The sequence below is a fragment of the Bradyrhizobium sp. P3_C3 genome (genome assembly GCF_056402655.1).
On record NZ_JBFUGY010000002.1, the window covers coordinates 191,460 to 215,626 of the forward strand.

At 64.8% G+C, this 24,167-nt stretch carries 23 protein-coding genes; 10 read left to right on the forward strand and 13 right to left on the reverse strand.

Features of this window, described 5'->3' with window-relative positions; genetic code table 11:
- From AC1DW2_RS03430 to AC1DW2_RS03440, 3 genes are read right to left on the reverse strand one after another with little or no spacing between them, the layout of a single operon-like run.
- Positions 1–759 carry an ABC transporter ATP-binding protein gene (locus AC1DW2_RS03430; protein ID WP_063980810.1) on the reverse strand — a complete coding sequence of 253 codons (759 nt, stop codon included), beginning with the start codon at positions 757–759 and terminating at the stop codon, positions 1–3.
- Positions 756–1,907: a branched-chain amino acid ABC transporter permease gene (locus AC1DW2_RS03435; protein WP_477005259.1), complete on the reverse strand. Its 1,152-nt coding sequence runs from the start codon at positions 1,905–1,907 to the stop codon at positions 756–758. Before AC1DW2_RS03435 ends, AC1DW2_RS03430 begins: the two co-directional genes overlap by 4 nt.
- 5 nt (positions 1,908–1,912) lie before the next feature.
- Positions 1,913–2,788 carry a branched-chain amino acid ABC transporter permease gene (locus AC1DW2_RS03440; RefSeq protein ID WP_014498442.1) on the reverse strand — a complete coding sequence of 292 codons (876 nt, stop codon included), beginning with the start codon at positions 2,786–2,788 and terminating at the stop codon, positions 1,913–1,915.
- Between the two features lie 263 nt (positions 2,789–3,051).
- Between AC1DW2_RS03440 and AC1DW2_RS03445 the strand changes: the two genes are divergently transcribed.
- From AC1DW2_RS03445 to AC1DW2_RS03465, 5 genes are all read left to right on the forward strand, one after another.
- Positions 3,052–3,801 carry an ABC transporter ATP-binding protein gene (locus tag AC1DW2_RS03445; protein ID WP_477005260.1) on the forward strand — a complete coding sequence of 250 codons (750 nt, stop codon included), beginning with the start codon at positions 3,052–3,054 and terminating at the stop codon, positions 3,799–3,801.
- Positions 3,798–5,324 (forward strand): permease, encoded by a 1,527-nt coding sequence (locus AC1DW2_RS03450; protein WP_477005261.1) that lies wholly within the window; start codon positions 3,798–3,800, stop codon positions 5,322–5,324. The genes AC1DW2_RS03445 and AC1DW2_RS03450 overlap by 4 nt, the downstream gene beginning before the upstream one ends.
- A 105-nt stretch (positions 5,325–5,429) precedes the next feature.
- Positions 5,430–6,245, forward strand: a complete 816-nt coding sequence (locus AC1DW2_RS03455; protein WP_477005262.1) for an MBL fold metallo-hydrolase — start codon at positions 5,430–5,432, stop codon at positions 6,243–6,245.
- 65 nt (positions 6,246–6,310) lie between these two features.
- A complete protein-coding gene (locus tag AC1DW2_RS03460) occupies positions 6,311–6,832 on the forward strand; it encodes a hypothetical protein (RefSeq protein ID WP_477005263.1) in 522 nt (173 codons plus the stop codon).
- A 112-nt stretch (positions 6,833–6,944) separates the two neighbouring features.
- Entirely contained in the window at positions 6,945–7,997 is a 1,053-nt protein-coding gene (locus AC1DW2_RS03465) for an amidohydrolase family protein (protein WP_477005264.1), read from the forward strand.
- A gap of 80 nt (positions 7,998–8,077) precedes the next feature.
- Here AC1DW2_RS03465 and AC1DW2_RS03470 read toward each other — a convergent pair whose 3' ends face one another.
- Entirely contained in the window at positions 8,078–8,533 is a 456-nt protein-coding gene (locus AC1DW2_RS03470; protein WP_477005265.1) for a cupin domain-containing protein, read from the reverse strand.
- A 239-nt stretch (positions 8,534–8,772) separates the two neighbouring features.
- Here AC1DW2_RS03470 and AC1DW2_RS03475 point away from each other — a divergent pair, with 239 nt between their 5' ends.
- Positions 8,773–9,327: a hypothetical protein gene (locus AC1DW2_RS03475; protein ID WP_477005266.1), complete on the forward strand. Its 555-nt coding sequence runs from the start codon at positions 8,773–8,775 to the stop codon at positions 9,325–9,327.
- A gap of 137 nt (positions 9,328–9,464) precedes the next feature.
- Here AC1DW2_RS03475 and AC1DW2_RS03480 read toward each other — a convergent pair whose 3' ends face one another.
- Positions 9,465–10,721 (reverse strand): aminopeptidase, encoded by a 1,257-nt coding sequence (locus AC1DW2_RS03480; protein WP_477005267.1) that lies wholly within the window; start codon positions 10,719–10,721, stop codon positions 9,465–9,467.
- 112 nt (positions 10,722–10,833) lie between these two features.
- The gene (gene pcaB, locus AC1DW2_RS03485) at positions 10,834–12,195 is read right to left on the reverse strand and encodes a 3-carboxy-cis,cis-muconate cycloisomerase (RefSeq protein ID WP_477005268.1); all 1,362 of its coding nucleotides are present in this window, start codon (positions 12,193–12,195) and stop codon (positions 10,834–10,836) included.
- Between the two features lie 73 nt (positions 12,196–12,268).
- On the opposite strand from pcaB, the gene AC1DW2_RS03490 reads away from it, so the two are divergent.
- Entirely contained in the window at positions 12,269–12,457 is a 189-nt protein-coding gene (locus AC1DW2_RS03490; protein ID WP_477005269.1) for a hypothetical protein, read from the forward strand.
- A 230-nt stretch (positions 12,458–12,687) separates the two neighbouring features.
- The gene (locus AC1DW2_RS03495) at positions 12,688–14,247 is read left to right on the forward strand and encodes a winged helix-turn-helix domain-containing protein (RefSeq protein ID WP_063980802.1); all 1,560 of its coding nucleotides are present in this window, start codon (positions 12,688–12,690) and stop codon (positions 14,245–14,247) included.
- A 202-nt stretch (positions 14,248–14,449) separates the two neighbouring features.
- On the opposite strand, the gene AC1DW2_RS03500 is transcribed toward AC1DW2_RS03495, so the two are convergent.
- Positions 14,450–14,872, reverse strand: coding sequence for a GFA family protein (locus AC1DW2_RS03500; protein WP_477005270.1), 423 nt, complete (start codon positions 14,870–14,872; stop codon positions 14,450–14,452).
- A gap of 207 nt (positions 14,873–15,079) precedes the next feature.
- Positions 15,080–15,868 carry a methanethiol S-methyltransferase gene (gene mddA / locus AC1DW2_RS03505; RefSeq protein WP_063980801.1) on the reverse strand — a complete coding sequence of 263 codons (789 nt, stop codon included), beginning with the start codon at positions 15,866–15,868 and terminating at the stop codon, positions 15,080–15,082.
- A 133-nt stretch (positions 15,869–16,001) separates the two neighbouring features.
- Here mddA and AC1DW2_RS03510 point away from each other — a divergent pair, with 133 nt between their 5' ends.
- Positions 16,002–17,552: a winged helix-turn-helix domain-containing protein gene (locus AC1DW2_RS03510; RefSeq protein ID WP_477005271.1), complete on the forward strand. Its 1,551-nt coding sequence runs from the start codon at positions 16,002–16,004 to the stop codon at positions 17,550–17,552.
- 56 nt (positions 17,553–17,608) lie between these two features.
- Here AC1DW2_RS03510 and AC1DW2_RS03515 read toward each other — a convergent pair whose 3' ends face one another.
- The 5 genes from AC1DW2_RS03515 to AC1DW2_RS03535 form a co-directional block, all read right to left on the reverse strand.
- A complete protein-coding gene (locus tag AC1DW2_RS03515) occupies positions 17,609–18,853 on the reverse strand; it encodes an acyl-CoA dehydrogenase family protein (protein WP_477005272.1) in 1,245 nt (414 codons plus the stop codon).
- 95 nt (positions 18,854–18,948) lie between these two features.
- The gene (locus AC1DW2_RS03520; RefSeq protein ID WP_477005273.1) at positions 18,949–19,881 is read right to left on the reverse strand and encodes a helix-turn-helix domain-containing protein; all 933 of its coding nucleotides are present in this window, start codon (positions 19,879–19,881) and stop codon (positions 18,949–18,951) included.
- Between the two features lie 193 nt (positions 19,882–20,074).
- A complete protein-coding gene (locus AC1DW2_RS03525) occupies positions 20,075–20,644 on the reverse strand; it encodes a DUF2147 domain-containing protein (RefSeq protein ID WP_208089069.1) in 570 nt (189 codons plus the stop codon).
- Between the two features lie 32 nt (positions 20,645–20,676).
- Entirely contained in the window at positions 20,677–21,339 is a 663-nt protein-coding gene (locus tag AC1DW2_RS03530; RefSeq protein ID WP_477005274.1) for a DUF3313 domain-containing protein, read from the reverse strand.
- A 253-nt stretch (positions 21,340–21,592) separates the two neighbouring features.
- Positions 21,593–22,231, reverse strand: coding sequence for a TetR/AcrR family transcriptional regulator (locus AC1DW2_RS03535; RefSeq protein ID WP_208089071.1), 639 nt, complete (start codon positions 22,229–22,231; stop codon positions 21,593–21,595).
- 215 nt (positions 22,232–22,446) lie between these two features.
- Between AC1DW2_RS03535 and AC1DW2_RS03540 the strand changes: the two genes are divergently transcribed.
- Complete coding sequence (locus AC1DW2_RS03540) at positions 22,447–23,997, forward strand: ABC transporter substrate-binding protein (RefSeq protein ID WP_038942205.1); 1,551 nt, start codon at positions 22,447–22,449, stop codon at positions 23,995–23,997.
- Positions 23,998–24,167: the final 170 nt, after the last annotated feature.

A 24,167-nucleotide genomic window follows, 5' to 3' on the forward strand; every position in this document is an offset into this window, starting at 1 on the left:
TCAGGCTCCCAGATACGCGGCGACGACATCGGGATGCTGCTGCACCTCGGCGGGCGACCCCATCGCCAGCACCCGGCCATAGTTCAGCGCGATGACGCGATCGGAGACGCGGTTGACCAGCGACATGTCGTGCTCGACCATCAGCACGGTGACGCCGAGCTCGTTCTTCATGTCGCGGATCCAGAAAGACATGTCGCCGGTCTCCTCGACGTTGAGGCCGGAGGACGGCTCGTCGAGCAGGATCAGTTTCGGCTCCGAGCACAGCGCGCGTGCGAGCTCGATCACCTTGCGCACGCCATAGGGCAGGCCGGAGATCAGCTTGTCGCGATAGGGTTCGAGATCGAGGAACTCGATCACCTGCTCGACCCTGCGGCGATGCACCTTCTCGTTCGCCCGCACGCTCGGCAGGAACAGCAGCTCCTGCCAGAGCCGGGTGGTCGAGTGACGGTGGCGGCCGACCAGGAGGTTGGAGAGCACGGTCGCGTTCTCGAACAGCTCGATGTTCTGGAAGGTTCGCGCGATGCCGAGCCTGGCGATGTCGTAGGGCGGCTGCTCCGTGATGTCCTGGTCTTCGAAGAAGATGCGGCCCGTGGTCGGCCGGTAGATCCGCGAGATCAGGTTGAAGATCGAGCTCTTGCCGGCACCGTTCGGCCCGATGATCGAGAGGATCTCGCCCTTCTCGACCGCGAAGGATACCGCATCGACCGCCTTCAGCCCTCCGAAATGCAGCGACAGGTTCTCCGCGCGAAAATAGCTCATCGGTTGCGCTCCGACTTCACGTAGATCTTCTGCCGCTTGAAGGTGGCGCGCTTGTAGAGCGGAAATAGCTGGAAGAAGAGCTTGATCTTGAGCCAGCGGCCGTAGAGCCCGAGCGGCTCGAACAGCACGAACAGCACGATGATGATGCCGTAGATCGCGCCCTTCAATCCGTTGAGCGAGGCGAACGCCGCGACCTTCGACTGGACATTGCCCGCAGTCGCCGGGCCCGCCCCGAACGTCGCGGCAATGCCGGCGATGATGCCGGGCAAGTCGTCCTTCAGATAGGTCAGGAACGGGTCGATCATCACGATGAAGATCGCGCCCAGCACCGCGCCGTGCAGGCTGAAGGTGCCGCCAATCAGGATCACGATGATGAACTCGATCGAGAGCTGGAGCGTGAACATCTCCGGCGAGATGAAGGAGAGCTTGTGCGCGAACAGCACGCCGGCAAAGCCGGTGATCGCCGCCGAGATCGCAAAGGACTTCACCTTATACAGCGCGACATTGACGCCCATGCTGCGCGCCGCGGTCTCGCTGTCGCGGATCGCGACGAACGCGCGGCCCGTGGGCGAGCGCAGCAGATTGAGCGTGCCGACGATGGTCAAGACCAGCACGGCGAGGCAGAGGAAATAGAAGGTCGGGCTGTCGCGCGGAACCGTGACGCCGAGCAGCGACAATGTCTTGACCCGCATGCCCTCGTTGCCGTTGGTGACGCTCTCCCAGCGGGCCAGGATCTCCTCGACGATCAGGGCAAAGGAGATGGTAGCGATGACGAGGTAGATGCCGGTCAGGCGCAGGGCGGGAAAGCCGACCATCGCGCCGATCAACCCGGTCAGGGCACCGGCGGCGAGGAAATAGACCGGGAACGGCACGTTGTATTTCTGCAAGTATGCCGCCGTGTAAGCGCCGATCGCGAGGAACGCGGCGTGGCCCAGCGAGGCTTGCCCGGTAAAGCCGGTCAGGATCAGAAGGCCGACACCGACCGTCGCGTAGATGCAGACGAAGACGAGCTGGCTCATCAGATAGCTGGAGAGCACATAGGGCGCGATCAGCAGCAGCGCGAGCAGGATGCCGTAGGAGACGACGTAGCCTGAATGCGGGAACAGCTTGATGTCGTCCTCATAGTCGGTCTTGAACAGGAAGCGCATGGCGTTCAGACCTTCTTGCGGACGTGAAGGCCGAACAGGCCTTCAGGCTTGAGCAAGAGCACGGCGAGCAGCACGAGATAGGGCGCGACGTCCTTCCAGCCCTCCGCCAGATAGAAGCCGGCCATGCTCTCGATCACGCCGATCAGCACGCCGCCGACGACCGCGCCGGGGATCGAGCCGAAGCCGCCGAGGACTGCGGCGGGAAACGCCTTGAGGCCGAGCACGAGGCCGACATTGGAATGGATGAACGTGATCGGCGCCAGCAGCACGCCGGCGCAGGTCGCGACCGCCGCGCTGATCGCCCAGACGACCGACACCACGCGCTTGACCGGGATGCCCATGTAATAGGCCGCCAGCATATTCTCGGAACTGGCGCGCATCGCGGTGCCGAGCGTGGTCTTGTTGAAGAACAGCCAGAGCAGCGCGCACAGGATCATCGTCGCGGCGATCACCGAGAGCTTGTCATAGGCCAGCACCAGCGAGCCGACGCGCAGCACGCCGTGGCTGAACGGCGTCTCGATCTTCAGATCGTCGGTGCCCCAGATCATCCCGGCGACCGAGCGCAGGAAATAGCCGAGGCCGATGGTGGCCATGATGATGGAGAATTGCGGATAGCCGAGGATCGGCCGCACCACCACGCGCTCCGCCAGCATGCCGAACAACGCCATTGCCGCCACCGCACCGGCAAAGCCGATCCAGTAGTTCAGTCCCATCATGCCGATGAAGGTGAAGGCGAAGAAGCCGCCCAGCATCATCAAATCGCCCTGGGCGAAATTGACGACCTCCGTGGCCTTGTAGACGAGCACGAAGCCGAGCGCGATCAGGCCGTAGACGCAGCCGAGCGCAACACCGCTGACCAGCTGCTGAACGAAATCCAGCATCGCCGCGCTTCCTCCCGATACAACCAGCGGTTCTTCGTGACCGCCTTGCTGCATCTTGTGTCCAGTCGCTACGCGGTCGTTTCGCCGCGTTAGCGCCATTTGTCCCGACGCCAATTCAGCCTGAACCGTCCAGCGCTGTCAACAAACGGTGACTTGCCATTAGTAGCAACCGGATGGCGGAATTTGTGGGCCGTAGATTCACGGTGCCGAAACATCTTGGGATCATGGTCGCGAGCGATGCAAAACCGGATGGTGTGGCCGTCATGAACCCGGACAGATCGGCGCTGGAAGTCCTGGGGTTAACGAAGCGTTTTGACCGTCTGGCGGTCGACAGCCTCGATCTCACCATTCACGCTGGGGAATTCTATGCGCTGGTCGGCCCCAACGGCGCCGGCAAGACCACCACTTTGCGCATGGTCGCGGGCCTGTTGCGGCCCGACGCCGGCGCAGTCTCGATCTTCGGCATCGATGCGCTCGCAAATCCCGTCGCCGCCAAGCAGGTGATGGCGTGGGTCTCCGACGAGCCCATGATCTACGACAAGCTGACGCCGCTTGAGTACCTCGAATTCGTCGCCGGGCTCTGGGGCATCGCGCCGTCGGTCTCGGAACCGGTCGCGCAGGACCTACTGACCTCGCTCGGGCTCGAGCCGCACCGGCACGAACGCTGCGAAGGCTTTTCCAAGGGCATGCGCCAGAAGGTCGCTCTCGCCGGCGCGCTGGTGCACGATCCCCGCCTCATCATCCTCGACGAACCGCTGACCGGCCTCGATGCCGTTTCCGCCCGCCACGTGAAGGGACTGCTGAGCGAGCGCGTCCGCGCCGGCTGCACCGTCATCATGACCACGCATATTCTCGAGGTGGCCGAACGCATGGCCGACCGCATCGGCGTGATCGCCTCGGGCCGTCTGGTCGCCGAGGGCACGCTGACCGAGCTGCGCCAGCAGAACGGCCATGCCGACACCAGCCTGGAAGATCTCTTCATCGCGCTGGTGACGCTTCCGGAAGCCGCATGAGCTCGGCAACCGCGCTCTCCTGGTTTGCCCGCCACGAGCTCCGGCTCGCCTGGCGCGAATGGTTCGCCATGATGACCGGCGGGCGGCGCAAGCGGGCGCGCGCCGCAATGATCGGCCTGCTGTTCTTCGCGGCCCTCCTACACGTACCGGCCTGGGCTGTGATCGGCCGCTTCGCCGACCTGCAGCTGCCGCTCGACAAATCCTCGCTGATCGTGATCTCGGCGACGATCTTTCTGGCCTGGACGCTGATGCTGTCGCAGGCGATCGAATCGGTGACGCGGGTGTTTTACGCCCGCGCCGATCTCGACCTGATCATGTCCTCGCCCGCGATGCTGGCCAATCTGTTCTCGGTGCGCATCGCCGCGATCGCACTGGCCGTCACCGTGATGGCGCTGCTGTTCTCGACGCCGTTCATCGACGTGCTGGTGATCGGCGGCGGCGCGCGCTGGCTTGCGGCGTTCGGCGTCGTCATCGCCATGGGCCTCTCGGCCGCGGCGATCGCGATCGCCATCACCATCGTGCTGTTCCGCCTGATCGGCCCGGCGCGCACGCGCTTCGTCGCCCAGGTCCTCGCCGCGATGATCGGCGCCGGCTTCGTGATCGCGCTCCAGGTCGCCGCGATCATGTCCTATGGCACGCTGTCGCGCTTCACCATCCTGACCTCGGGCAGCTTCGCCGCCTACGCGCCCGACGTCGACAGCATCTGGTGGTGGCCGGCGCGGGCGGCCATGGGCGACAGCGAGGCGCTGCTGCTGCTCCTCGCGCTCGGGCTCGTGCTGCTCGGCAGCGTGATGGCGGTCTTCTCGCACCGCTTTGCCGATACCGCAATCGATGCCGCCGCTTACGGCGCCTCCGGCAGCAAGGCCGCGAAGCAGCGCCCGTTCCGCGGCGGATCGCGGCAACAAGCGCTGCGGCGCAAGGAATTTTCGCTGCTCTGGCGCGATCCCTGGCTGATCTCGCAGACGCTTATGCAGCTGCTCTATCTGGTGCCGCCGGCGCTGCTGCTCTGGCGCAACTTTGCCGACAGCTCCGCGGCGCTGACGCTGATCACACCCGTCATCGTGATGGCGGCGGGACAGCTCGCGGGCGGACTCGCCTGGCTGACGATCTCGGGCGAGGACGCCCCCGACCTGGTCGCGACCGCGCCGCTGACGCCGTCCAGCGTCATCCGCGCCAAGATCGAGGTCGTGCTGATCGCCATCGCTGCCATCTTCTGCCCGCTGGTCGCGGCACTCGCCTTCGCCTCGCCCTTCCAGGCCGCGGTCAGTGCCGGTGCTCTCATCATCAGCGCGGCGTCCGCGACTGCGATCCAGCTCTGGTTCCGGGTGCAGGCCCGGCGCAGCCAATTCCGCCGCCGCCAGACCTCGTCGCGGCTCGCGACCTTCGCCGAAGCCTTCTCCTCGATCGGCTGGGCCGCCAGCGCAGCGCTGCTGCTCGCCCTCCCCATCGCCGGCCTCATCAGCGGCCTGATCACCGCGGGCCTCATCGCCATCACCTGGAAGTTCAGCCCAAGGCGCAACTAAAAGCCGGGAGTAAGGCTGCGACACTGACGCGCTGTTGATCGCGGCCTATTGGCCACGCACTGCATTGCACGCTAGACTTCTTTCGAAGTCATCGGGGACGGATTCATGCGGCGACTGGTTTCAGCGGCTCTGGCGCTGTTCGGCGCATTCCTCTCTCCTGCTCTCGCCCAGCAGCCACCTCAGCGGAGCGAATGCCTGGCGATGGCAAACGCCATGCCCCGCGCAATGCCGGCCGCCTTCCGGCAGGCCGCAGGCTCGGCTGACGTCCAGATCACTTATGCCGGCCATTCCACCTATTTCATCGACACGCCCGGCGGCTTGCGCATCGCGACCGACTACAGCGGCGCCTACCAGGTCGGACGTCTGCCCGATGTCGTCACCATGAACCGGGCGCACAGCACGCACTACTCTTTATTTCCCGACCAGCGCATTCCCCATGTGCTGCATGGCTGGGGCGAGGACGGCAAGCCGGCCGTCGTGTCGGAGCGCATCGGCGACACCTTCATCCGCAACGTCACGACCGATATCCGCCGCTATTTCGGTGACGATTCCGGCACCGACATGATCCGCGACGGCAATTCGATCTTCATCTTCGAGGTCGCCGGGCTCTGCATCGGCCATCTCGGTCATCTCCACCACAAGCTCGACGAAACCCATTTCGCCCAGATCGGGCGGCTCGACATCGTGATGGTGCCGATCGACGGCACCTACACCATGTCGCTCGACGGCGTCTCCGAGATCACCAAACGGCTGCGCGCCTCTGTGGTGCTGCCGATGCACCGCTTCGCCACCCCGCTCGACGAATTCATGCACCTCATCGGCCGGCAGTTCGAGATCGACCGGCGCAGCGAGCGCTCCTTCCGGATGTCGCGGGACGCGCTGCCGACGACGCCGACGGTCATCATCCTCGACGGCGTCTGACGCGCAATTTTCTCCAAGTCGATTGCCGTTCGTTCGTGCTGATCTCCTCACGACAGGAGATCGACATGACCGACTTTGCCAGACTTTTGCACGCGGACGGACCGAACCCCGAGCACGCGGCGGCGCTCCAGCTCTACGGCCGCTTCGTCGGCGACTGGGATGCCGGGATCACCGCTCATGGCCCCGATGGAACCACGCACACCGCGCCCGGCGAAATCCATTTCGGCTGGGTGCTGGAAGGCCGCGCCGTTCAGGATGTCTGGATCATCCCCCGCCCAGCGGCTGCGCTGGCGTTTCCGATCGCCGGCAATTGGTACGGCACGACGCTGCGGGTCTATGACCCCTCCATGTCCGCGTGGCGGATTTCCTGGTTCGATCCCGGTCGTAGCGTATTCCGCCAGCAGATCGGCCGCCCGCGCGGCGCGGACATCGTGCAGGAAGGCACGACCGATGCGGGCGACCTGACACGCTGGAGTTTCACGGAGATTACCGATGATTCCTTCCATTGGCTCGGCGAAGTGGAGCCGGCAGCCGCAGCCGATTGGCGGCTTGTGGTCGACGTGAGGGCGAAGCGGCGCAAGGGCTAACGACGGCGCCGCTGTGCTCGCGATGACGGGTGCGGTTGCGCAGCACGCGCAGCTGGATGCGGAGACGAGGTGCTAGGCTCCCCCCACAAAAAACATAAGGGAGCGAATGCCGATGGCTGCAAGCGGTGTGCCCGCCAACACGAGCGGGCTATTCGTCGAGCCGCGCGAGGACTGGCTCGCGCAATATCAGGAGGAGATCATCGATCCCTTGCGGCCGATCGTCGATCCGCATCACCATCTCTGGAATCGCGGGCAGCGCTATCTGATCGAGGAGATGGCGGCCGATATCGCCTCCGGGCACAACATCATCGCGACCGTCTATGTTGACTGCCGTTCGATGTATCGCGCGCACGGGCCCGAGGCATTCCGGCCGGTCGGTGAAGTCGAGTTCGCCAACGGCGTCGCCGCCATGAGCGCAAGCGGCGGCTACGGCACGGCCGCGATCTGCGCCGGCATCGTCAGCCACGTCAACCTGTTGCTCGGCGATGCCGCCAAGCCGGTGCTGGAAGCCGAAATCGCAGCGGGCAACGGCCGCTTCCGCGGCATCAGGCATTCCTCGGCTTGGGACGAAGACCCTGTCGTCGCCGGCATGTATGCCAACCGGCCGAAGGGGTTGTTGCGGGATCCGACTTTCCGCAAAGGCTTTGCCTGCCTCGCACCGCTGAATCTGAGCTTCGATGCCTGGCTGTTTCACCCACAGATCGGCGAGCTGACCGAGCTCGCGCGCGCCTTTCCCGACACCAAAATCGTGCTCGACCATTGCGGCGGCCCGGCCGGCGTCGGTCGCTTTGCCGGGCGGCGCGAAGAAGTGTTTCCGCAATGGCGCGCCTCGATCCAGGAGATCGCGAAGTGCGAGAATGTCTCGGTGAAACTCGGTGGGCTCGCGATGTGCCTGCTCGCCTATGACTTCCATCTGCGCGCGAAGCCCCCGTCATCCGAGGAGCTTGCCGCGGCCTGGCGGCCCTATGTCGAGACCTGCATCGAGGCGTTCGGCCCCAAGCGAGCGATGTTCGAGAGCAATTTCCCGCCGGACAAGGGCCAGTGCAGCTACCAGGTGATCTTCAACGCGTTCAAGCGTATCGCGGCGCCCTTGAGCGAGGCCGAGAAGACGGCGCTGTTCTCGCAGACGGCGAGCGATGTCTACCGGCTCGAACTGCCGTCATGACGAGAAGAGGGGCCGGGATGTTGGTCCCGGCCCCTCTTCCGTCGTGGCCGCTGGGAAGCGTCCTTGGATATGTTTGAACTCTAGCCAGCCCCCAACAGCGAGGCGGGGCGGCGCTCGCCGGCGGAGACGAACATCCGCTTGAGCTTGTTGACGACGCGGATCAGGAATCCGATCATCACGGGATTGGTCTTGCGGCAGAAGGCGATCTTCTTGACGTGGCCTTCGACATGCCATTTGGCATGCGCGCCGTCGCGGAAGAAGATGACGTCGCCGGGCCCATAGCGCTTCGCCGGCATGCCGTCGCTTTCGAGCACGATCGATCCTTCCATGATCATGATCGTCTCGTCGATGTCGTAGTACCAGTTGAAGCGCCCTTCGGTGCAGTGCCAGATGATGGTCGAGGCGGTGCCGTCGGCGCTGGTCGACAGGATGTGCGAGCGCGACACCGGATTGCCTTCGATAATCCAGGACGGCTCGATCGGCCGCAGCTCGAGATCCACGTTGCAACTACTGATTTCAATCAATGACGGCGACATCTGCTTCCCCAGGGAATAAAATATGTATGGCCGGGTCTGGGCCCGGATTGTTTCCAAAGATGTTGGAACGCTAGTAGCCGGTTTTTAATTCTTTCTTACGCAGGCGCCGACAATCAGCCGCAAGTTGCAGGTGCGACGAGGTTAACGTCGGGATTTGCCTGCAAATTCGCGCACATGAACCCATCTTTTCCGGGGTGCGACAAAGTGCGCGAAAGTGACCATCGAAGGAGTCCACACCGATGCCCCTCACCCCGGAGGTTCTGACAGCCCAAGGCGAGGTCGTCGCCTGGCTCGGCAGCCTCGATGTTTCCTTTGCAGCCGAAGAGGAGCCCTGGTTCACCATCGATGGCGTCGAAAACCCCCGGCAGATCGGCAGCGACGGCTGCGGCGGCACCTTCGTGCTGCTTCCGTCGCGGAATGTGCTCTACGTCTCATCGGAGGGCCGCGCAGGAATCATCGCCGGCACGTTCGAGGCCTTCATCCAGCTCGTTGTCGCCCACCCCTACTGGCTGCACATCCTCAAATTCTCCGCCGGCGGCGATCTCGCGGAGATGCGGCGCGCGGCGGATGCGCTGGAGGCGACACTCGACCAGGAGGACGACGTCAACGCGGCCCGCGAGGAAATTCGCGGCGCCCTCGACCTGCCCGACGCGGACGATCCCATCGGTGCGCTTTACGAGGCGGTCGCCACGTCCGACGCCATCGTGCGGGCCACCGACGGCAGCCCGTTCACGACGCTGTTCAACCGCTTCAGCATCGACAACAACCGGATGCTGCGCAACGCGGCGGCGTGAGAGAACGTGACGCCAGCGCTGGGGCTTGAACCTTCCACCATCATCGTCACGGCCGGGCTTGTCCCGGCCATCCACGCCTAGCGGCACCAAGAACGTGGATGCCCGGGACAAGCCCGGGCATGACGAGCAGCAGCGGACTACTTCGCCCACTCGCCCTTGCGGAACACCGGCACCTTGCTGCCGTCGGCGAGAATGCCGTCGATGTCGGTCTCGGCAGAGCCGATCATCCAGTCGATATGGATCAGGCTCTGGTTGCCGCCTTGCGCGGCGATCTGCTGCGGCGTCAGCTGCGCGCCGTTGACGAAGCATTTCGAATAGCACTGGCCGAGCGCGATGTGCGAGGCCGCGTTCTCGTCGAACAGCGTGTTGTAGAACAACAGCCCGCTCTGCGAGATCGGCGAGGAATGCGGCACCAGCGCCACCTCGCCGAGACGCCGCGCGCCTTCGTCGGTGTCGAGCACCTTGTTCAGCACCTCCGCGCCGCGCGAGGCCTTTGCGTCGACGATCCTGCCGTCCTCGAAGCGCACCGCGATGTTGTCGATCAGCGTGCCCTGGTAGGACAGCGGCTTCGAGCTCACGACATGGCCAAAGACGCGCCGGCAATGCGGCGTGGTGAAAACCTCTTCGGTCGGGATATTGGCGTTGCAACTGATGCCGTTCTTGGACAGCGAGGCGCCGCCCTCCCATTCATGTCCGTCGGCCAGCCCGATGGAGAGGTCGATGCCGGGACCTGAATATTGCAGCGCGCGAAAACGCTGGCCGTTGAGCCAGTTGGTGCGCTCGCGCAGCACCGCGTTGTGGCTCGCCCAATTGCCCATCGCATCCTCGCGGTCGACGCGGGAGGCCGCGAAGATCGCGTCTGCCAGCTTGCCGATCGCAACGTCCTCGGGATCATCAGGGAAGACCTGTTTGGCCCATGACGGGCTCGGATAGGCGATGATGTTCCAGTTGGTGTCGAAATTGACGATTTTTTCCAGCGCCGGCTGATAGGCTATCGAATTGGCCTTGCTGGCGCGCGCCACCTTGGAAGGATCTTCGCCGGACAGCAGCATCGGATTGTCGCCGACGATGGCGAGCCGCGCGGTGTTGTCGGAGAACGCCTTGGCCATGCCCTCATAGAGCCAGTTGGCGGCACGATCGAAGCTGTTGTCTTGGCCGTGGCGGTAGCGCGCCAGCGTCATCTCCTCATCCGACAGGATCGGCGTCACGATACCGGCGCCGGCCCTGTAGGCGTGCACGGCGATCCGCCGCACCAGCGGCAGCGCGATCGCGGGCGCCGTCAAGAGCAGATCCTGTCCCGGCCGCAAGCCCAGGCCCACCTTCACCGCCACCTCGGCCAGCCGGTCGAGTTTCACGGGATCGATGGGAACGGCGGAATTGCGGTGATCAATCATGCGTGGTCCTCTGCCGAAGCTCTCTCGTTCAATCTAAGTCTAGCATCGCAAGGCGCAAGTGCGCGAGCGCCTTGCGACACGGAGAGATACGGAGTTTCGCGCATTTTGGTTTTCAACGCGTTGCCGATTTCAGCACCCGGTCGACCATGGCGGGCGCAAGGCCGAGGTAATTTTTCGGTGAAGTCAGCGCTTCGATCGTGGCACGGTCGATCCTGACGGAGACGCGGGCGTCGGACGAGAGCGCGTCCGCCAATGTCAGACCCTTCTCATTGGCGAGCCGGCAGGCATCATAGACCACGTCATGCGCCTCCTGCCGCCCGATCTGCGGCGCCAGCCCCATCATGACCGCTTCGGCCACGATCAGGCCGCGGCTGATGGCGAGATTGTCGTTCATCTTCCTTTCATCGACGATGAGGCCTGCGAGCGCGAACTTCGCCTGGTGCAGCGCGCCGGCGGTCAGCACGAAGCTTTCCGGGATCGCAATCCATTCGGCATGCCAGGGCCCAGTGGCGCGCTCGAAATCCTGCACCATCGCATCCAGCATCAGACCGGCATGCTGGCGCACCGCCTTGGACGCCGCGAGCATCAGCTCCGAGGAGATCGGGTTGCGCTTCTGCGGCATGGTCGAGGAGGCGCCGCGGCCCTTGACGAAGGGCTCGTAGACCTCGGCGAACTCGGTCGAGGCCATGATCATGATGTCGAGCGCGATCTTGCCGAGCGAGCCGGTGACCAGCGCGAGGAAGTTCACGGCCTCGGCAAAGCCGTCGCGCGCGACGTGCCAGGTCGAGGCAGGAATGCCGAGCTCGAGCTCGGCGCAGAGCGCCTCCTGCACCTCGAACCCCTTGCCGCCGAGCGAGGCCAGCGTTCCGGCGGCGCCGGCGAACTGTCCGACCAGCACGCGCGGCTTCAATTGCACGAGCCGCTCGGCGTGGCGGTCGAACATCGCGAGCCAGATCGCGGTCTTGTAGCCGAACGTCACCGGCAGCGCCTGCTGGAGATGGGTGCGGCCGGCCATCGGCGTGTCGCGGTAGCGCTTCGAGAGGTCCGCGAGGATGTTTCGCAGCTCGGCGATGTCGCGCTCGACGATCCCGAGCGCGGCGCGCAATTGCAGCACCACCGCGGTATCCATGATGTCCTGCGTGGTCGCGCCCCAATGCACGTAGCGGCCGGCCTCGCCGCACTGCTTCACCATCTGATGCACCAGCGGCAGGATCGGATAGCCGACGATGTCGGTCTCCTGTCGCAGCAGATCGAAATCGAATGCGGCGACATCGGTCCGCGCCGCGATCTGGTCGGCGGCTTCCTGCGGGATCACGCCGCACTTCGCCTCCGCTTTCGCCAGCGCCACCTCGACCTCGGCATAGCGTCCGACCAGCGCGACATCGGAAAACACCTCGCGCATCTCGGGCGTGCCGAAGGCGTCGCGGAACAGCATGGAATCGAGCACGGTCGTCGAGGCGGGAAAAGCGGGCATGGGCGTTTCTTTATGGTTGGTGTTTGTGTGGAGAGCAGCTTACGCGGGCCGCCCTGTCCGGCAATGGACATTCATGGCTCGCCACACATTCGATGCCGTGCGACGGCATTACGACGGCGCATCGCTCGATCACCCCGTCATCCTGAGATGCGAAGCGTGCGATGCGCAGCGGCGCACGAAGGGCCTCGAAGTGATGAGCGGCCGCGATGCAGCCGGGCCGTTGCCCTTCGAGGGCCGTGACAAGGCGGCCACCGCAGGGTGACGGGGATAAATTGTGCGCGCAGCAAGATCGGGCTAAGTGCGCAGCCCGCGACAGTCCACCAGACCCGCCACATTCTCATTCAAGTTGCATTCCTATCCGAAAACGGCATAGCAGCCATCACGCGATCGTGGTGAACCCGGCAGGCCGCTCAGCGGACTCACAGTCTTAGAGTCGAAATCCATTCTGATTTCATCATTGCCTGATGTCATTGCGAGGGTTGAGTTTTCGACGTGCAGTTTATGTTCCGGGACCACCTTCTCGACACCGACCGGCGCGAGCTGAGCCGCGAGCAGGTTCCCGTGGCCGTGGAGCCGCAGGTCTTCGACCTCGTCGTCCACCTCATGGAGAACCGCGACCGGGTGGTCAGCAAGGATGAGCTGATCGACAAGATCTGGCACGGGCGCAGCGTCTCCGAATCCACCCTGACCAGCCGGATCAACGCGGCGCGCAAGGCGATCGGCGACAGCGGCGCCAACCAGGCGCTGATCCGCACCATCGCGCGCAAGGGCTTTCGTTTCGTCGGCGCTGTCCAGACGCAGCGCGGCGCGGCCTTGCCGGAGCCGGGCCGTGTCGCCCAGGCGCCGCAGGCGGCGCTCGCGCTGCCCGACCGTCCCGCGATCGCCGTGCTGCCCTTCACCAATATGAGCGGCGACCGCGAGCAGGACTATTTCTCCGACGGCATCAGCGAGGACATCATCACGGCGCTGTCGAAGCTGCGCTGGTTCTTCGTCGTCGCCCGCAACTCTTCCTTCGTCTACAAGGGCCGCGCCGTTCACATGCACGAAGTCGCGCGCGAGCTCGGCGTACGCTATGTGCTCGAAGGCAGCGTGCGGCGCAGCGGCGATCGCCTGCGCATCTCGGCGCAGCTCAACGACGTCTCGACCGGCAGCCATCTCTGGGCCGAGCGTTACGACCGCGAGCTTGCCGACATCTTCGCCGTGCAGGACGAGATCACCGAGGCGATCGTCGCCGCGATCGAGCCGCAGCTCTATACCGCCGAAAGCTTTCGTGCCCAGCAGAAGCCACCGGGCAGCCTCGACGCCTGGGACCTCGTGATGCGTGCGCTGTCGCATTACTGGCGCATCACGCGCGAGGACAACGCCGCCGCGCAAGGACTGCTGGAACAGGCGACCGCGATCGATCCCGCCTATGGCAAGGCGCTGGGCCTGCTCGCGACCAGCCATATCTTCGGCGCGCATATGGGCTGGGCCGACATGGCCATGACCGTGCCGGTCGCCGAACGCGCGGCGCTCGCGGCGGTGGAAGCCGATCGCGAGGACGCCTGGGCCCATCACGGTCTGGCTTACACTTATTTGTTCCGCCGCCGCTTCGACGACGCGCTGGCTGAGTTCGAGCTGACGCTGCAACTCAATCCGAATTTTGCGATGGCGCACGCTTTCTACGGCGTGACGCTGTGCTACGCCGGGAGATGGCGAGACGGCGATGCCGCCGCACGCCGCGCGCTGCGGCTGAGCCCGCGCGATCCGCTCGCGGCGATCTATTGCGGCGTAGCCGCCTATGCCCAGTTCATCGGCCGCAACTATGAGGGCGCCGTGCAGATGGCGCGGGAATCGATGCGGCAGCGCGCCGATTTCGTCGGCGCCCATCGCGTGCTGACGGCCGCCGCCGGCATGTTGGGCGATCCTCAACTCGCGGCGTACGCGCTGCGGGGCCTGCAACGCACCCAGCCCGGCATCTCGTTGGCCTGGCTCACGCGCGAGCTGCCGATGCGGCGGGCAGAGGATCGCGAGCACTATCTGCAGGGGTTTCGGCGCGCCGGGATGAGGTGATGCTGTTTACCCTCCCCTGGAGGGGTCCGGGACGAGCGTAGCTCGCCCGTGGGTCGGCTCGTATCTGAGCGCTGCGAAGATGAGAGACGGGGTGGGGTGACGGTCTCTCCACAACGAAGACTGCCTGTGTGGAGAGATCACCCCACCCCGCTCGCGCTTCGCGCGATCGACCCTCCCCCTCCAGGGGAGGGTAAGAGCACCTCTACTCCTGCATCATCTCGCCGCTGCCGCCGAACTCGGCCGGAAAGTCCTTCAGTTTCGGCAGGCCGTCGCGCATCGGCAACACCGTCTCGGCGTAGTTGACGTGAACACCGGGTGTGAATGCGAGCGTGGGGATGGTGGCGGTGAAGACGTCGATCAAGTCGAGCGGCGGGTGGTTGGTCATGAGATGACCGCCGCACTTCTTGCAATATTTGCGCTGGCTGAGCGGCGTCTTGGCGAAAGTCTCGACGTTCTGGGTGCCTTCGGTGATGCGCACGGCTTCCGGCTTCCACAGGCTGAAGGCGTTCACCGGTCCGCCCGACCACGAGCGGCAGGAGCGGCAATGACAATAGCCCATCGCCGCCGGCTCGCCCGTGACCTCGATTGTGACCGCGCCACAGAAGCAGTTTCCGACATGTTTCATTGGGTCGTCTCCGTTGGATGAAGGTTGAAATTCCTCTCCCCGCTCCGGCTCGCCGATAAACCGGCAAAGGCGGATGCGGGGAGAGGCGTCGGAGCGGAGGGAATCACCCCGAGGGACGTTGAAGGCTGGAGGCCGGCAACGTCCGTTACGCGCTTCGGTTCCGCCGCGCGTCCTCCTTTCGGTGGACGCGGCGGAAAGATGCTACGGCTATACCGATCTGCGCCAGGGAATAAGCATCGACACCCGTTGTTTGTACTGCCGGTATTCGTCGCCGAAGAGATCGACGAGGTCGTGCTCCTCCAGCGCGATGCCGACGAAGATGTAGAGCGTGGTCACGGCCGCGAACAGCAGATGGCCCGCCGTCATGACCGGCGCCGCCCAGAATGCGATGATGAAGCCGAGATAGATCGGATGACGAACGAACTTGTAGAACAACGGCGTCTTGAAGCGCGGCGGCGCCGCCTCATTGCCCACGAGATGGTTCGTCACCTGGTGCAACCCGAACAATTCGAAGTGATTGATGATGAAGGTCGAGGCGAACACCAGCACCCAGCCCGCGAGGGACAGCGTGACCAGCGTCACGGCGAGATCCGGGTTTCCGACATCCCATACGACTGCAGGCATCGGACGCCACTGCCAGAACAGGAGCAGCAATGACAGGCTCGCGAACAGCACGTAGGTCGAACGCTCGACCGGCTTGGGGACGAACTGCGTCCACCACGCCTTGAACTGCTTGCGCGCCATCACGCTGTGCTGAACGGCGAACAGCGTCATCAGCAGTAGATTGATGATGACGGCTTCGGCCGTCGGCGTGTCGGTTCCGGTGTCGATGGTCTTCGGCACCACCAGCCCCATGACGAAGCCGATGGCGTAGAGAATGGTGACGAAAAACACGAGATATGCCGCAATTCCGTACAGAAAGCCGATGAATTTGAAAATGCGTGAGCCCGCAACCTCCGGGCCGATGGAATGAAGCTGGTGATCAAGTTGGGTCATAGAACGCTCCGTTGTGCCGAGGCATCGGCACTGTTTAGTGTTCGCACCATGCCGGATCGGACACCCCCTGACTTTCGCGGACGGTTGATTTTCGCCTGAGACCACTTTGATTTTTGCTTGAGACGACAGAAACGTGCGATTTCTCTTTGAAAACAACGTGCTCGACGGCGACCTGCGGGAACTGACCTGCAGCGGCGCGGCCGTGCCGCTGCAGCCGCAAGTGTTCGATCTGCTGCTTTATCTGGTCGCTCAACGCGCCCGTGTGGTCAGCAAGGATGACCTGATCAGCCAGATCTGGAGCGACCGCATCGTCTCGGATTCCGCCCTGAACAGCCGAATCAATGCCGCGCGCAAGGCGCTTGGCGACGACGGCGCGACGCAGCGGCTGATCAAGACGATCCCGCGCAAGGGCTTTCGCTTCGTCGGCGACGTCCGGGAAGATGTGGCAGCGACGCTTGCGCCGGTGGAACCCGGCCCTGCCCCGGTGCGCGCCGCGACGGACCGCCCGGCGATCGCGGTGCTCGCCTTCGAGAACATGAGCGGCGATCCCGCGCAGGAATATTTCGGCGACGGGATCAGCGAGGACATTCTCACCGCGCTGTCGAAGCAGCGCTGGTTCATGGTGATCGCCCGCAATTCGTCCTTCACCTACAAGGGGCGCTCGGTCCATATCAGGCAGATCGCCGAAGAGCTCGGCGTCCGCTACATCGTCGAAGGCAGCGTGCGCAAGGTCGACAACCGTGTGCGCATCACCGCGCAGCTCAACGACGCCACCACCGGTAGCCATCTCTGGGCCGAGCGCTACGACCGCGAGCTTGTCGACGTCTTCGGCGTGCAGGACGACATCACCAACGCGATCGTCGCGGCGATCGAGCCGCAGATCCACGCGGCCGAGAATTTTCGCGCCGACCGCAAGCCGCCCGCGAGCCTTGATGCCTGGGACCTGCTGATGCGCGCGCTGTCGCATTACTGGCGGGTGACGCAGCAGGACCACAAGGCTGCGCAGGCATTGCTCGAACGCGCCATTTCCATCGACTCGAACTACGGCCAGGCGCTGTCGGTGCTCGCGGCAAGCCACATGTTCGGCGTCCATCTCGGCTGGGCGGAGCTTGCCACGACGGTGCCGATCGCGGAGGCCGCCGCGCTCGCCGCGGTGCGTCATGACCACGAGGATGCCTGGGCGCATGCCGCGCTCGGCAGCGTCTTCTTCTCGACGCGCAGGCTTTCCGACGCGCTGTCCGAGTTCGAGCAGGCGCTCGCGCTCAACCCGAACTTCTCGCTGGCGCAGGGCTATTACGCCCTGGCGCTGTCCTACGCCGGTCGTTCCGGGGAATCCTTCGATGCGGCGCAGAGGGCGATCCGGCTCTCGCCGCGCGATCCGTCGCTGGCGATCTATTACGGCATTGCCGGCTATGCGCGCTTCACCGAACGGCATTACGACGAGGCGATCGCGCTGGCGCGCGAGGCGATCCGCCATCGCGGCGACCTCACCGGCGCCTACCGCGTGCTCGCGGTGTCCGCCGGCATGACCGGCGACGGCGCGCTGGCCGAGATGGCGCTGGGCGAACTCCGCCGCACCCAGCCCAACATCTCGCTGCACTGGATCGCGACGCAGCTGCCCTGGGCCAGGGACGCCGATCGCGAGCACTATCTGGAAGGGTTCCGGCGCGCGGGGTTGGGGTAGCGAACTCCCTCTCCCCGCAAATGCGCAAAGGGCGGATGCAGATACGACGCGTCGTCTCAGGCTCCTCCGCACGCGGTCAGTGGATCGTAATCGGGCCGCATCAGCATCGCGTGGAGCTGGCGCCGCCGAATGCCCATGTTGCCACCGTCGAAGATCGGCAGCGCCAACGCGTCCTGCAACAAGCGGCCGAACGGCGCCGCGTGATCATAGCTGTCGATGCCGACCACGCGCATCAGGTCGGTGATGACCCGCACCGCGGCTTCGGAGCCGAAGATCTTGGCCTGGACCGCGAGCTCGTCGGCGCCCGGTGATTGCGTATCGAGCGCATGGCAGGCCCGCCAGCTCAGGTAACGCACGGCTTCGATAGTGGTCTTGGCATCGGCGAGTGCATAGCCGACCGCCTGATGCTCGATGATCGCCTGTACCCCGCCGCGTTTCTCGGTGCGGGCAAAATGCAGCGCGAAGTCGAAGGCGGCCCGCATCAGGGCGACACCGAAGATGCCGACCAGCGCCGCCGTGCCGGTGAAGGCGGCGGACGCCAGCATCAAGCCGCCCCCCTCCTGCCCGAGCAGATTGCCGTGCGGCGCGGTGACGGCACGCAGGCTGAATTCCGGCACGAGGTGAGCGCGGTGGCCGATCGAATCAATGGCGCGTTCGAACACGATGCCATGCACCGGGCCTTCGACCGCAATGATGGAGACACCCTGCTCCGGTGGCGCGGCGGGATTGGTCCGGCACACCACGCACAACACGTCGGCGCCATTGCGATTCCACCCGGTGGCGGACGACACCCATTTCTTGCGGCCGTTGATGATCCAATTGCCGAGCTCGCGTTTTGCGGTGGTGCGCACGCCCTCGCCCGGCGGTGGTGCGGCAGCATTGGCGCTGCCGCCGGGTTCCGAGGAGCAGAAGCCCGCAAGCGGAGCGCCGCTCGTCTCCAGGAACGGTGCAAGCAGGCGGGCGCATTGCTCCGCGGTACCACCAAGCAGAATTGGCAGCAAACCGAGCACCGTGCCGAGCATGGTCAGCGTCACGCTCGGATTCACGGCGTAGAATTCTTCCGCCAGGATCGCCATGTCGATGAGTCCGGCATTGTCGCCGCCCGCCGGCGCCGGAATGCATTTGCGCAGATAACCGGCAGCGACCATCGCCTCATAGGTCGGCTTCGTCGCGAGGAAGCGCTCTTCCGGCGTCGCCAGCAACTCGGCCTTGCCGGCGCCGGCCAAGACCTCCCCCGCGAATTTTCGCGATTGAAGCTGCAACGCGCGCTGCGCAGGTGAAAGCGTGAAATCAATCGCCATCGAACATCTCCCTCGCTCCGGCAGGTCACCAGGGTGAGCCGAGCGAGGGCGGAAAATCTTGGTCGGCAGCGACCTAATTCTTGGCTGGAGGTGAACTACTCGCCCTTCCCCTTCGTCCTGCGAAATTCGCGCGGGGCGAGGCCGTGGCTGCGCTTGAAGAGGCGGTTGAAGTGCGAGATGTCGGAAAAGCCGGCCTCATACGCGATCGTGGAGATGGTCTTGTGACGATGCTGCGCGTCGAGCAGGTCGCGGGCGCAGATCAGGATCCGCCGATCGCTGACATGCTCGCCGACGGAGCGGCCGGTCGCGACGAACAACCGGTGCACATAGCGCTCCGAGCAGCGGAACTTTCGGGCAAGCAATTCGGCATCGAGACCGGGATCGTCGCTGTGGCGGTCGATATGGTCGAGCATCATCGACAGCAGCACGGGCGCATTCACGCGCGCAACCGGCAGTTCACCCAGCATCTCCGGTGCATGCGCGATCAGCTCGACCACATGCGTGCCGCTGCTTGCCGCAACGGCGGGTGCTGCCAGGCAAAGCTCGGCATAGCCTGCGAGCGTGCGCGACAGCGCGCGGCCATTTTCCGTCCTCGACAACGCAAGCCGCGGAGAATCCGCAAAGCTCTTTGGCAGGTGCCGCCGCGGCACGGCAAAGCAAAAGAGGCGGAAGTCGCGGCCGTTGGCAATCTCGAACGGCTCGGTCGTATCGGCGACCGCGAGGTCGCCGGGCGCACAGACCTGCTCGTGTCCCCGCTGCGTCGTGCGGCCCAGACCCTCGAGCTGGAGATTGACGAAGCAGAGATCGTCCGTGCTTCGCGCAATATGGGGCCGCAGCCGGAGAACGCAGTGCCCTGTGGCTTTCACCAGCGAAATCTGGACCGACGCAGCGTCGGTACGCGCGATCGAACCTTCGAAGGGACGGTCGGCGATTTTACGCGGCTCGAGCCGGACAAAGGCCGCGGCGAGATCGTCGGCCCAACTGCCGAAGGGCTGATCGGCGCGAGAGGGCTTGGCTGACCATTCCATAGGTGCGCCCCCGGAACGAGGAATTCGCGCGTGCAAATTCAGATTGGACGACCCAGCGGGACGGAAGGATAGCTTTTGGCGAACAACCGGTCAAATCTCGAAGGCGCGCAATATGCGACCGCCATCACGTCGTCATTGCGAGTGCAGCCGTCGGCGTACCGGAAACCACGTGAATGGTTAGAGAAGCAATCCGCTACTTGGCTTTGGCTTGTATCGGCTTCGGTGCCGGCACGGCGGCCCATTCCTTGTCGGCGCGGGGGCCGTTGAGATCGCCGGTGAGGCCGACGAGCTGGCCGGGCAGCACGTCGAGGGTCTGCTGCCAGGTCTGGGTCTGGCACAGGAACTTGATCAGGCAACCCCTGAGCTTGAGGCGATCGGCGGAGTCGCGCCACAGCGAGACCGAATAGGATTTGCCGTCCTCGGCATTGTAGATCTCACCGGCAAACTGTCCCTCCGGCGTCGCCTGCAAACCCATGATGAGCTGATGGCCGAGCAGCGCGCGGGCGCGCTTGTCGGGATCGGGATTCTCCTTGTCGCGATAGGGCTGGCCGCGCTTGTCGGCCGGCTCCTTCATCCAGATGATGAAGCCGCAGATGCGGTCGCGCGACGGCCCGCAACGCTCGAGCCTGATGCGCGCGCGGCCGTCCTGGACGAGCCAGGTGCCGCTGGGATCGGGCGGCGCCGCGGCGCCGGCGCGGCCGCCAAACACCATCATCAGGATCGTGATCGCAACGCGCAGCACGAAGCGAAGGACAATGTTCATCAGCGGCACCTTTCGTTGGATGGGTCGCGGCGTCAGTTCAGTTGCGCCATCAGTGCGTCGGCGCCCTTGTCGAGGCCGGCGGTGGCGGCGGCGAGCGCGCCGGCGGTGGCCTTGATGTCGTAGGCAGCCGGGTATTGCTTGGTGACGTAGGCGGAGAGCAGGCGCGCGGTCGCGGCGTCGAAGATCTCGACGCCGTAGATCACCGAGCCGGTCATGGTGCCCTCGCCGTCGCGCGCGGCCTGCACGCCGTTGTAGACGGCGCCGGCGACGTCGAAGCGGGAGAGCGTGCCGAGCACCGGCGTGTTGGCGACGGCGCCGGTGAGTGTCAGCCTGATCCGCAGCGTCTCCGGCCCACGCTCGCGCACCAGCGCGAAGCGGCCGCGCAGACCCTCGGCGAAACGGTTCTGCATGTAGGCGGCAAGCGTCGCCTTGTCCTTGTCGGACATGTCGCCGAACTGGTGATCCCTGCCGCGATAGACCACGACCGGTTCGAGGATGACTCTATTATAGGCGCGCCAGTCGACCGGCGTGGAATAGCGGTAGGGCACGCGGCCGGAGGCGTCCGCCTTGTCCGGCGCCATGTAGGCTGAGGACGCCATCCCGGAATACGGCACGGGCGCGACGGTGGCGCAGCCCGCGACGGCTGAGCCGAGCAGCAGCGTTCCCAGACCGCGCAGCGCGATCGAGCGATTCATTCCAGACTCCTCTAGCGGCATGCTGCCCAGGCAGTGGCGACCGCAGCCGCGTACGGGACCAGACGCGGCTGCGGCGCTCACCAGCGCCAACCCGAGGCTTCGTCCGGGGCCATCTCGGAAGCCTTGGGCCGTCTCAGTGTGTCCATTTGTAAAACCGACTAGACGGTTTGTAAAGTTCAAAAACACAGGCCTGGCACATTTGGCCGCAGGCGCGGCTTTGGGCAGTGATCGGCGGGAAATCGTTAACGATGAATCAGGCGCGCTTGCGCGGCGTTGCGGCCTTCGCAGCCGATGGCGCGCGGGATTTGGCGGTGCCTTTGGCGGCCGGCCGTTCGAGACCGGTCCACTGCGCGTCGTCGAGCAGGCGCGCGAACAGCCGCTGATGCTCCTCCTTGCTGAGCGGCGACATGCCGAACAACGAGCTCAACAACAGTCCCATCGCGCCGGCCCAGCGCAGCATCGCGAGATCGGGATCAGTGGCCTCTTCCCTGATCGCCGCCATCCTCTCCATCTCGCGCTCACGCGGCAGCGCCATCAGGCTGGGATTCTCGACCATGGCCGCAACCAGCGCCAGCGCGGCAGAATTCGGCGAGGTGGCCGCTTCGCGCACGGTCGCGAGCTGGGTCGCCAGATTGGGATTCGCGGAGGTCGCGCTCACCTTTGCCATGGTGCTGGTGGCGAACTCCTCGAAATGCGCCATCTGCCGGTCGAGCAACGCCTTCAGCACCGCTTCCTTGGTGCGGAATTGATGCATCACGCCGCCCTTGCTGAGTCCGCTCTCGCGCGCGATGGCATCAAGCGTCAGCCGGCCCGGCCCGTCGCGCGCGATGATCGCGATGGCCGCTTCGAGTGCGGCGTTACGGGATCGTTCGGAGCGGCTGGCATTGTCCATGGCCGACTTGTCTCCGTGACAAGACAATGAATCAAGTGAAAACAGGACGCGCTGTACATTTTTTGTGCGAACACTGTCGAGACTTTCATCTTGCGGCCCCGAATGAGACTGTGTGAGCCTCGATACCGGATGGGGACTGGGATGGGCCGGCCGGAGCTTCGCGCGCCATGACGTGCGAAGCGTTTTCGGCCGGTCTCGCTTGAGAAAGATACGACATGCCAAAACGAGTGTTGCTTGGTGCCCTCCTGGCTTGCGGCCTCACGGCCTCAGCGCTGGCGCAAGAGCCGAGGACGGGGGGCGTGATCAACGCCGTGATCCAGCCCGAGCCGCCCGGCCTGATGCTTGCGCAGGTCCAGAACGGCCCGACTCAAATGGTCTCGGGCAACATCTTCGAGGGCCTGCTGCGCTACAGCCCCAAGCTCGAGCCGCTGCCGGAGCTTGCCGAAAGCTGGAGCGTCAGCGAGGACGCCAAGACCTACACCTTCAAGCTCAAGAAGGGCGTGACCTGGCATGACGGCAAGCCCTTCACCGCCGCCGACGTCCTGTTCTCGATGGAGATGCTGAAGCAGACGCATGCGCGTGCCCGCACCAATCTGGCGCAGGTCGACAAGATCGAGACGCCGGACGACTATACGGTGGTGTTCACGCTGAAGCAGCCATTCGGACCGTTCCTCGGCATCTTCGAGGTCGGCTCGATGCCGATGGTGCCGAAGCATCTCTATGAAGGCACCGACTGGAAGACCAACCCCTACAACAACGCGCCGGTCGGCACCGGCCCCTTCATGTTCAAGGAGTGGCAGAAGGGCTCGTTCATCCGCCTGGTCAAGAACCCGAACTACCACGAAAAGGGCAAGCCCTATCTCGACGAGATCTACTGGCAGATCATTCCCGACGCCGCCGCGCGCTCGGTGGCGTATGAGACCGGCAAGGTCGACGTGCTGCCCGGCGGCTCGGTCGAGAACTTCGACGTGCCGCGGCTGTCCAAGCTGAAGGACACCTGCGTCACCGGCGCCGGCTGGGAGTTCTTCTCGCCGCTCGCCTGGCTATGGCTGAACAACCGCCAGGGGCCACTCGCCGACAAGCGGGTGCGGCAGGCGATCATGTACGCGATCGACCGCGATTTCGCCAAGGACGTGATCTGGAACGGGCTCGGCAAGGTGGCGACAGGCCCGTCCGCCTCGACCATAAGGTTCTACACCGACGACGTGCCGAAATACCCTTACGATCCGGCCAAGGCCAAGGCGCTGCTGAAGGAAGCCGGCTACAAGGGCGAGAAGATCCGCCTGCTGCCGCTCGCCTATGGCGAGACCTGGCAGCGCTGGGGTGAAGCCGTGAAGCAGAACCTCCAGGACGTCGGCATGAACATCGAGACGATCGCCACCGACGTTGCCGGCGGCAACCAGAAGATCGGCGACTGGGACTACGACATCGCCTTCACCTATCTCTACCAGTATGGCGATCCCGCGCTCGGCGTCGGCCGCAATTATATCTCCAGCAACATCGCCAAGGGGCAGGTCTTCAACAACGTCGAGGGCTACTCCAACCCGGAGATCGACAAGCTGTTCGCCGACGGCGCGACCGCGACGCCGGACTCGAAGCGCAAGGAGATCTACGAGAAGGCGCAAAAAATCCTGGTCGAGGACGTGCCGGTGGCCTGGATGCTCGAACTGCAATTCCCGACCATCACCCGCTGCAAGGTCAAGAACCTGATCACCACGGGCATCGGGGTCAATGACGGCTTCAAGGACGCATGGCTGGACAAGTGAGGGCTGCTCTTTCACCTCTCCCCGCTCTTGTCCGCCGAAGCCTCGGCGAAGGCGGATGCGGGGAGAGGTCGACGCGCTCGCAGAGCGCGGCGGGTGAGGGGGTACAGGTCCATCGGCATTCTCCCGCGTGGAGAGAGGCCCCTCACCCCAACCCTCCCAGAGCGAGCGAA

Excerpts from the sequence above, each read along its gene's own strand:
- AC1DW2_RS03440 (WP_014498442.1), bottom strand. The coding sequence starts at position 2,788 with ATGCTGGATTTCGTTCAGCAGCTGGTCAGCGGTGTTGCGCTCGGCTGC.
- AC1DW2_RS03465 (WP_477005264.1), top strand. The coding sequence starts at position 6,945 with ATGGCTGCAAGCGGTGTGCCCGCCAACACGAGCGGGCTATTCGTCGAG.
- mddA (WP_063980801.1), bottom strand. The coding sequence starts at position 15,868 with ATGACCCAACTTGATCACCAGCTTCATTCCATCGGCCCGGAGGTTGCG.
- AC1DW2_RS03445 (WP_477005260.1), top strand. The coding sequence starts at position 3,052 with ATGAACCCGGACAGATCGGCGCTGGAAGTCCTGGGGTTAACGAAGCGT.
- AC1DW2_RS03450 (WP_477005261.1), top strand. The coding sequence starts at position 3,798 with ATGAGCTCGGCAACCGCGCTCTCCTGGTTTGCCCGCCACGAGCTCCGG.
- AC1DW2_RS03475 (WP_477005266.1), top strand. The coding sequence starts at position 8,773 with ATGCCCCTCACCCCGGAGGTTCTGACAGCCCAAGGCGAGGTCGTCGCC.
- pcaB (WP_477005268.1), bottom strand. The coding sequence starts at position 12,195 with ATGCCCGCTTTTCCCGCCTCGACGACCGTGCTCGATTCCATGCTGTTC.
- AC1DW2_RS03515 (WP_477005272.1), bottom strand. The coding sequence starts at position 18,853 with ATGGCGATTGATTTCACGCTTTCACCTGCGCAGCGCGCGTTGCAGCTT.
- AC1DW2_RS03540 (WP_038942205.1), top strand. The coding sequence starts at position 22,447 with ATGCCAAAACGAGTGTTGCTTGGTGCCCTCCTGGCTTGCGGCCTCACG.
- AC1DW2_RS03460 (WP_477005263.1), top strand. The coding sequence starts at position 6,311 with ATGACCGACTTTGCCAGACTTTTGCACGCGGACGGACCGAACCCCGAG.
- AC1DW2_RS03455 (WP_477005262.1), top strand. The coding sequence starts at position 5,430 with ATGCGGCGACTGGTTTCAGCGGCTCTGGCGCTGTTCGGCGCATTCCTC.
- AC1DW2_RS03480 (WP_477005267.1), bottom strand. The coding sequence starts at position 10,721 with ATGATTGATCACCGCAATTCCGCCGTTCCCATCGATCCCGTGAAACTC.
- AC1DW2_RS03490 (WP_477005269.1), top strand. The coding sequence starts at position 12,269 with ATGGCTCGCCACACATTCGATGCCGTGCGACGGCATTACGACGGCGCA.
- AC1DW2_RS03525 (WP_208089069.1), bottom strand. The coding sequence starts at position 20,644 with ATGAACATTGTCCTTCGCTTCGTGCTGCGCGTTGCGATCACGATCCTG.
- AC1DW2_RS03520 (WP_477005273.1), bottom strand. The coding sequence starts at position 19,881 with ATGGAATGGTCAGCCAAGCCCTCTCGCGCCGATCAGCCCTTCGGCAGT.
- AC1DW2_RS03430 (WP_063980810.1), bottom strand. The coding sequence starts at position 759 with ATGAGCTATTTTCGCGCGGAGAACCTGTCGCTGCATTTCGGAGGGCTG.
- AC1DW2_RS03435 (WP_477005259.1), bottom strand. The coding sequence starts at position 1,907 with ATGCGCTTCCTGTTCAAGACCGACTATGAGGACGACATCAAGCTGTTC.
- AC1DW2_RS03530 (WP_477005274.1), bottom strand. The coding sequence starts at position 21,339 with ATGAATCGCTCGATCGCGCTGCGCGGTCTGGGAACGCTGCTGCTCGGC.
- AC1DW2_RS03500 (WP_477005270.1), bottom strand. The coding sequence starts at position 14,872 with ATGAAACATGTCGGAAACTGCTTCTGTGGCGCGGTCACAATCGAGGTC.
- AC1DW2_RS03535 (WP_208089071.1), bottom strand. The coding sequence starts at position 22,231 with ATGGACAATGCCAGCCGCTCCGAACGATCCCGTAACGCCGCACTCGAA.
- AC1DW2_RS03470 (WP_477005265.1), bottom strand. The coding sequence starts at position 8,533 with ATGTCGCCGTCATTGATTGAAATCAGTAGTTGCAACGTGGATCTCGAG.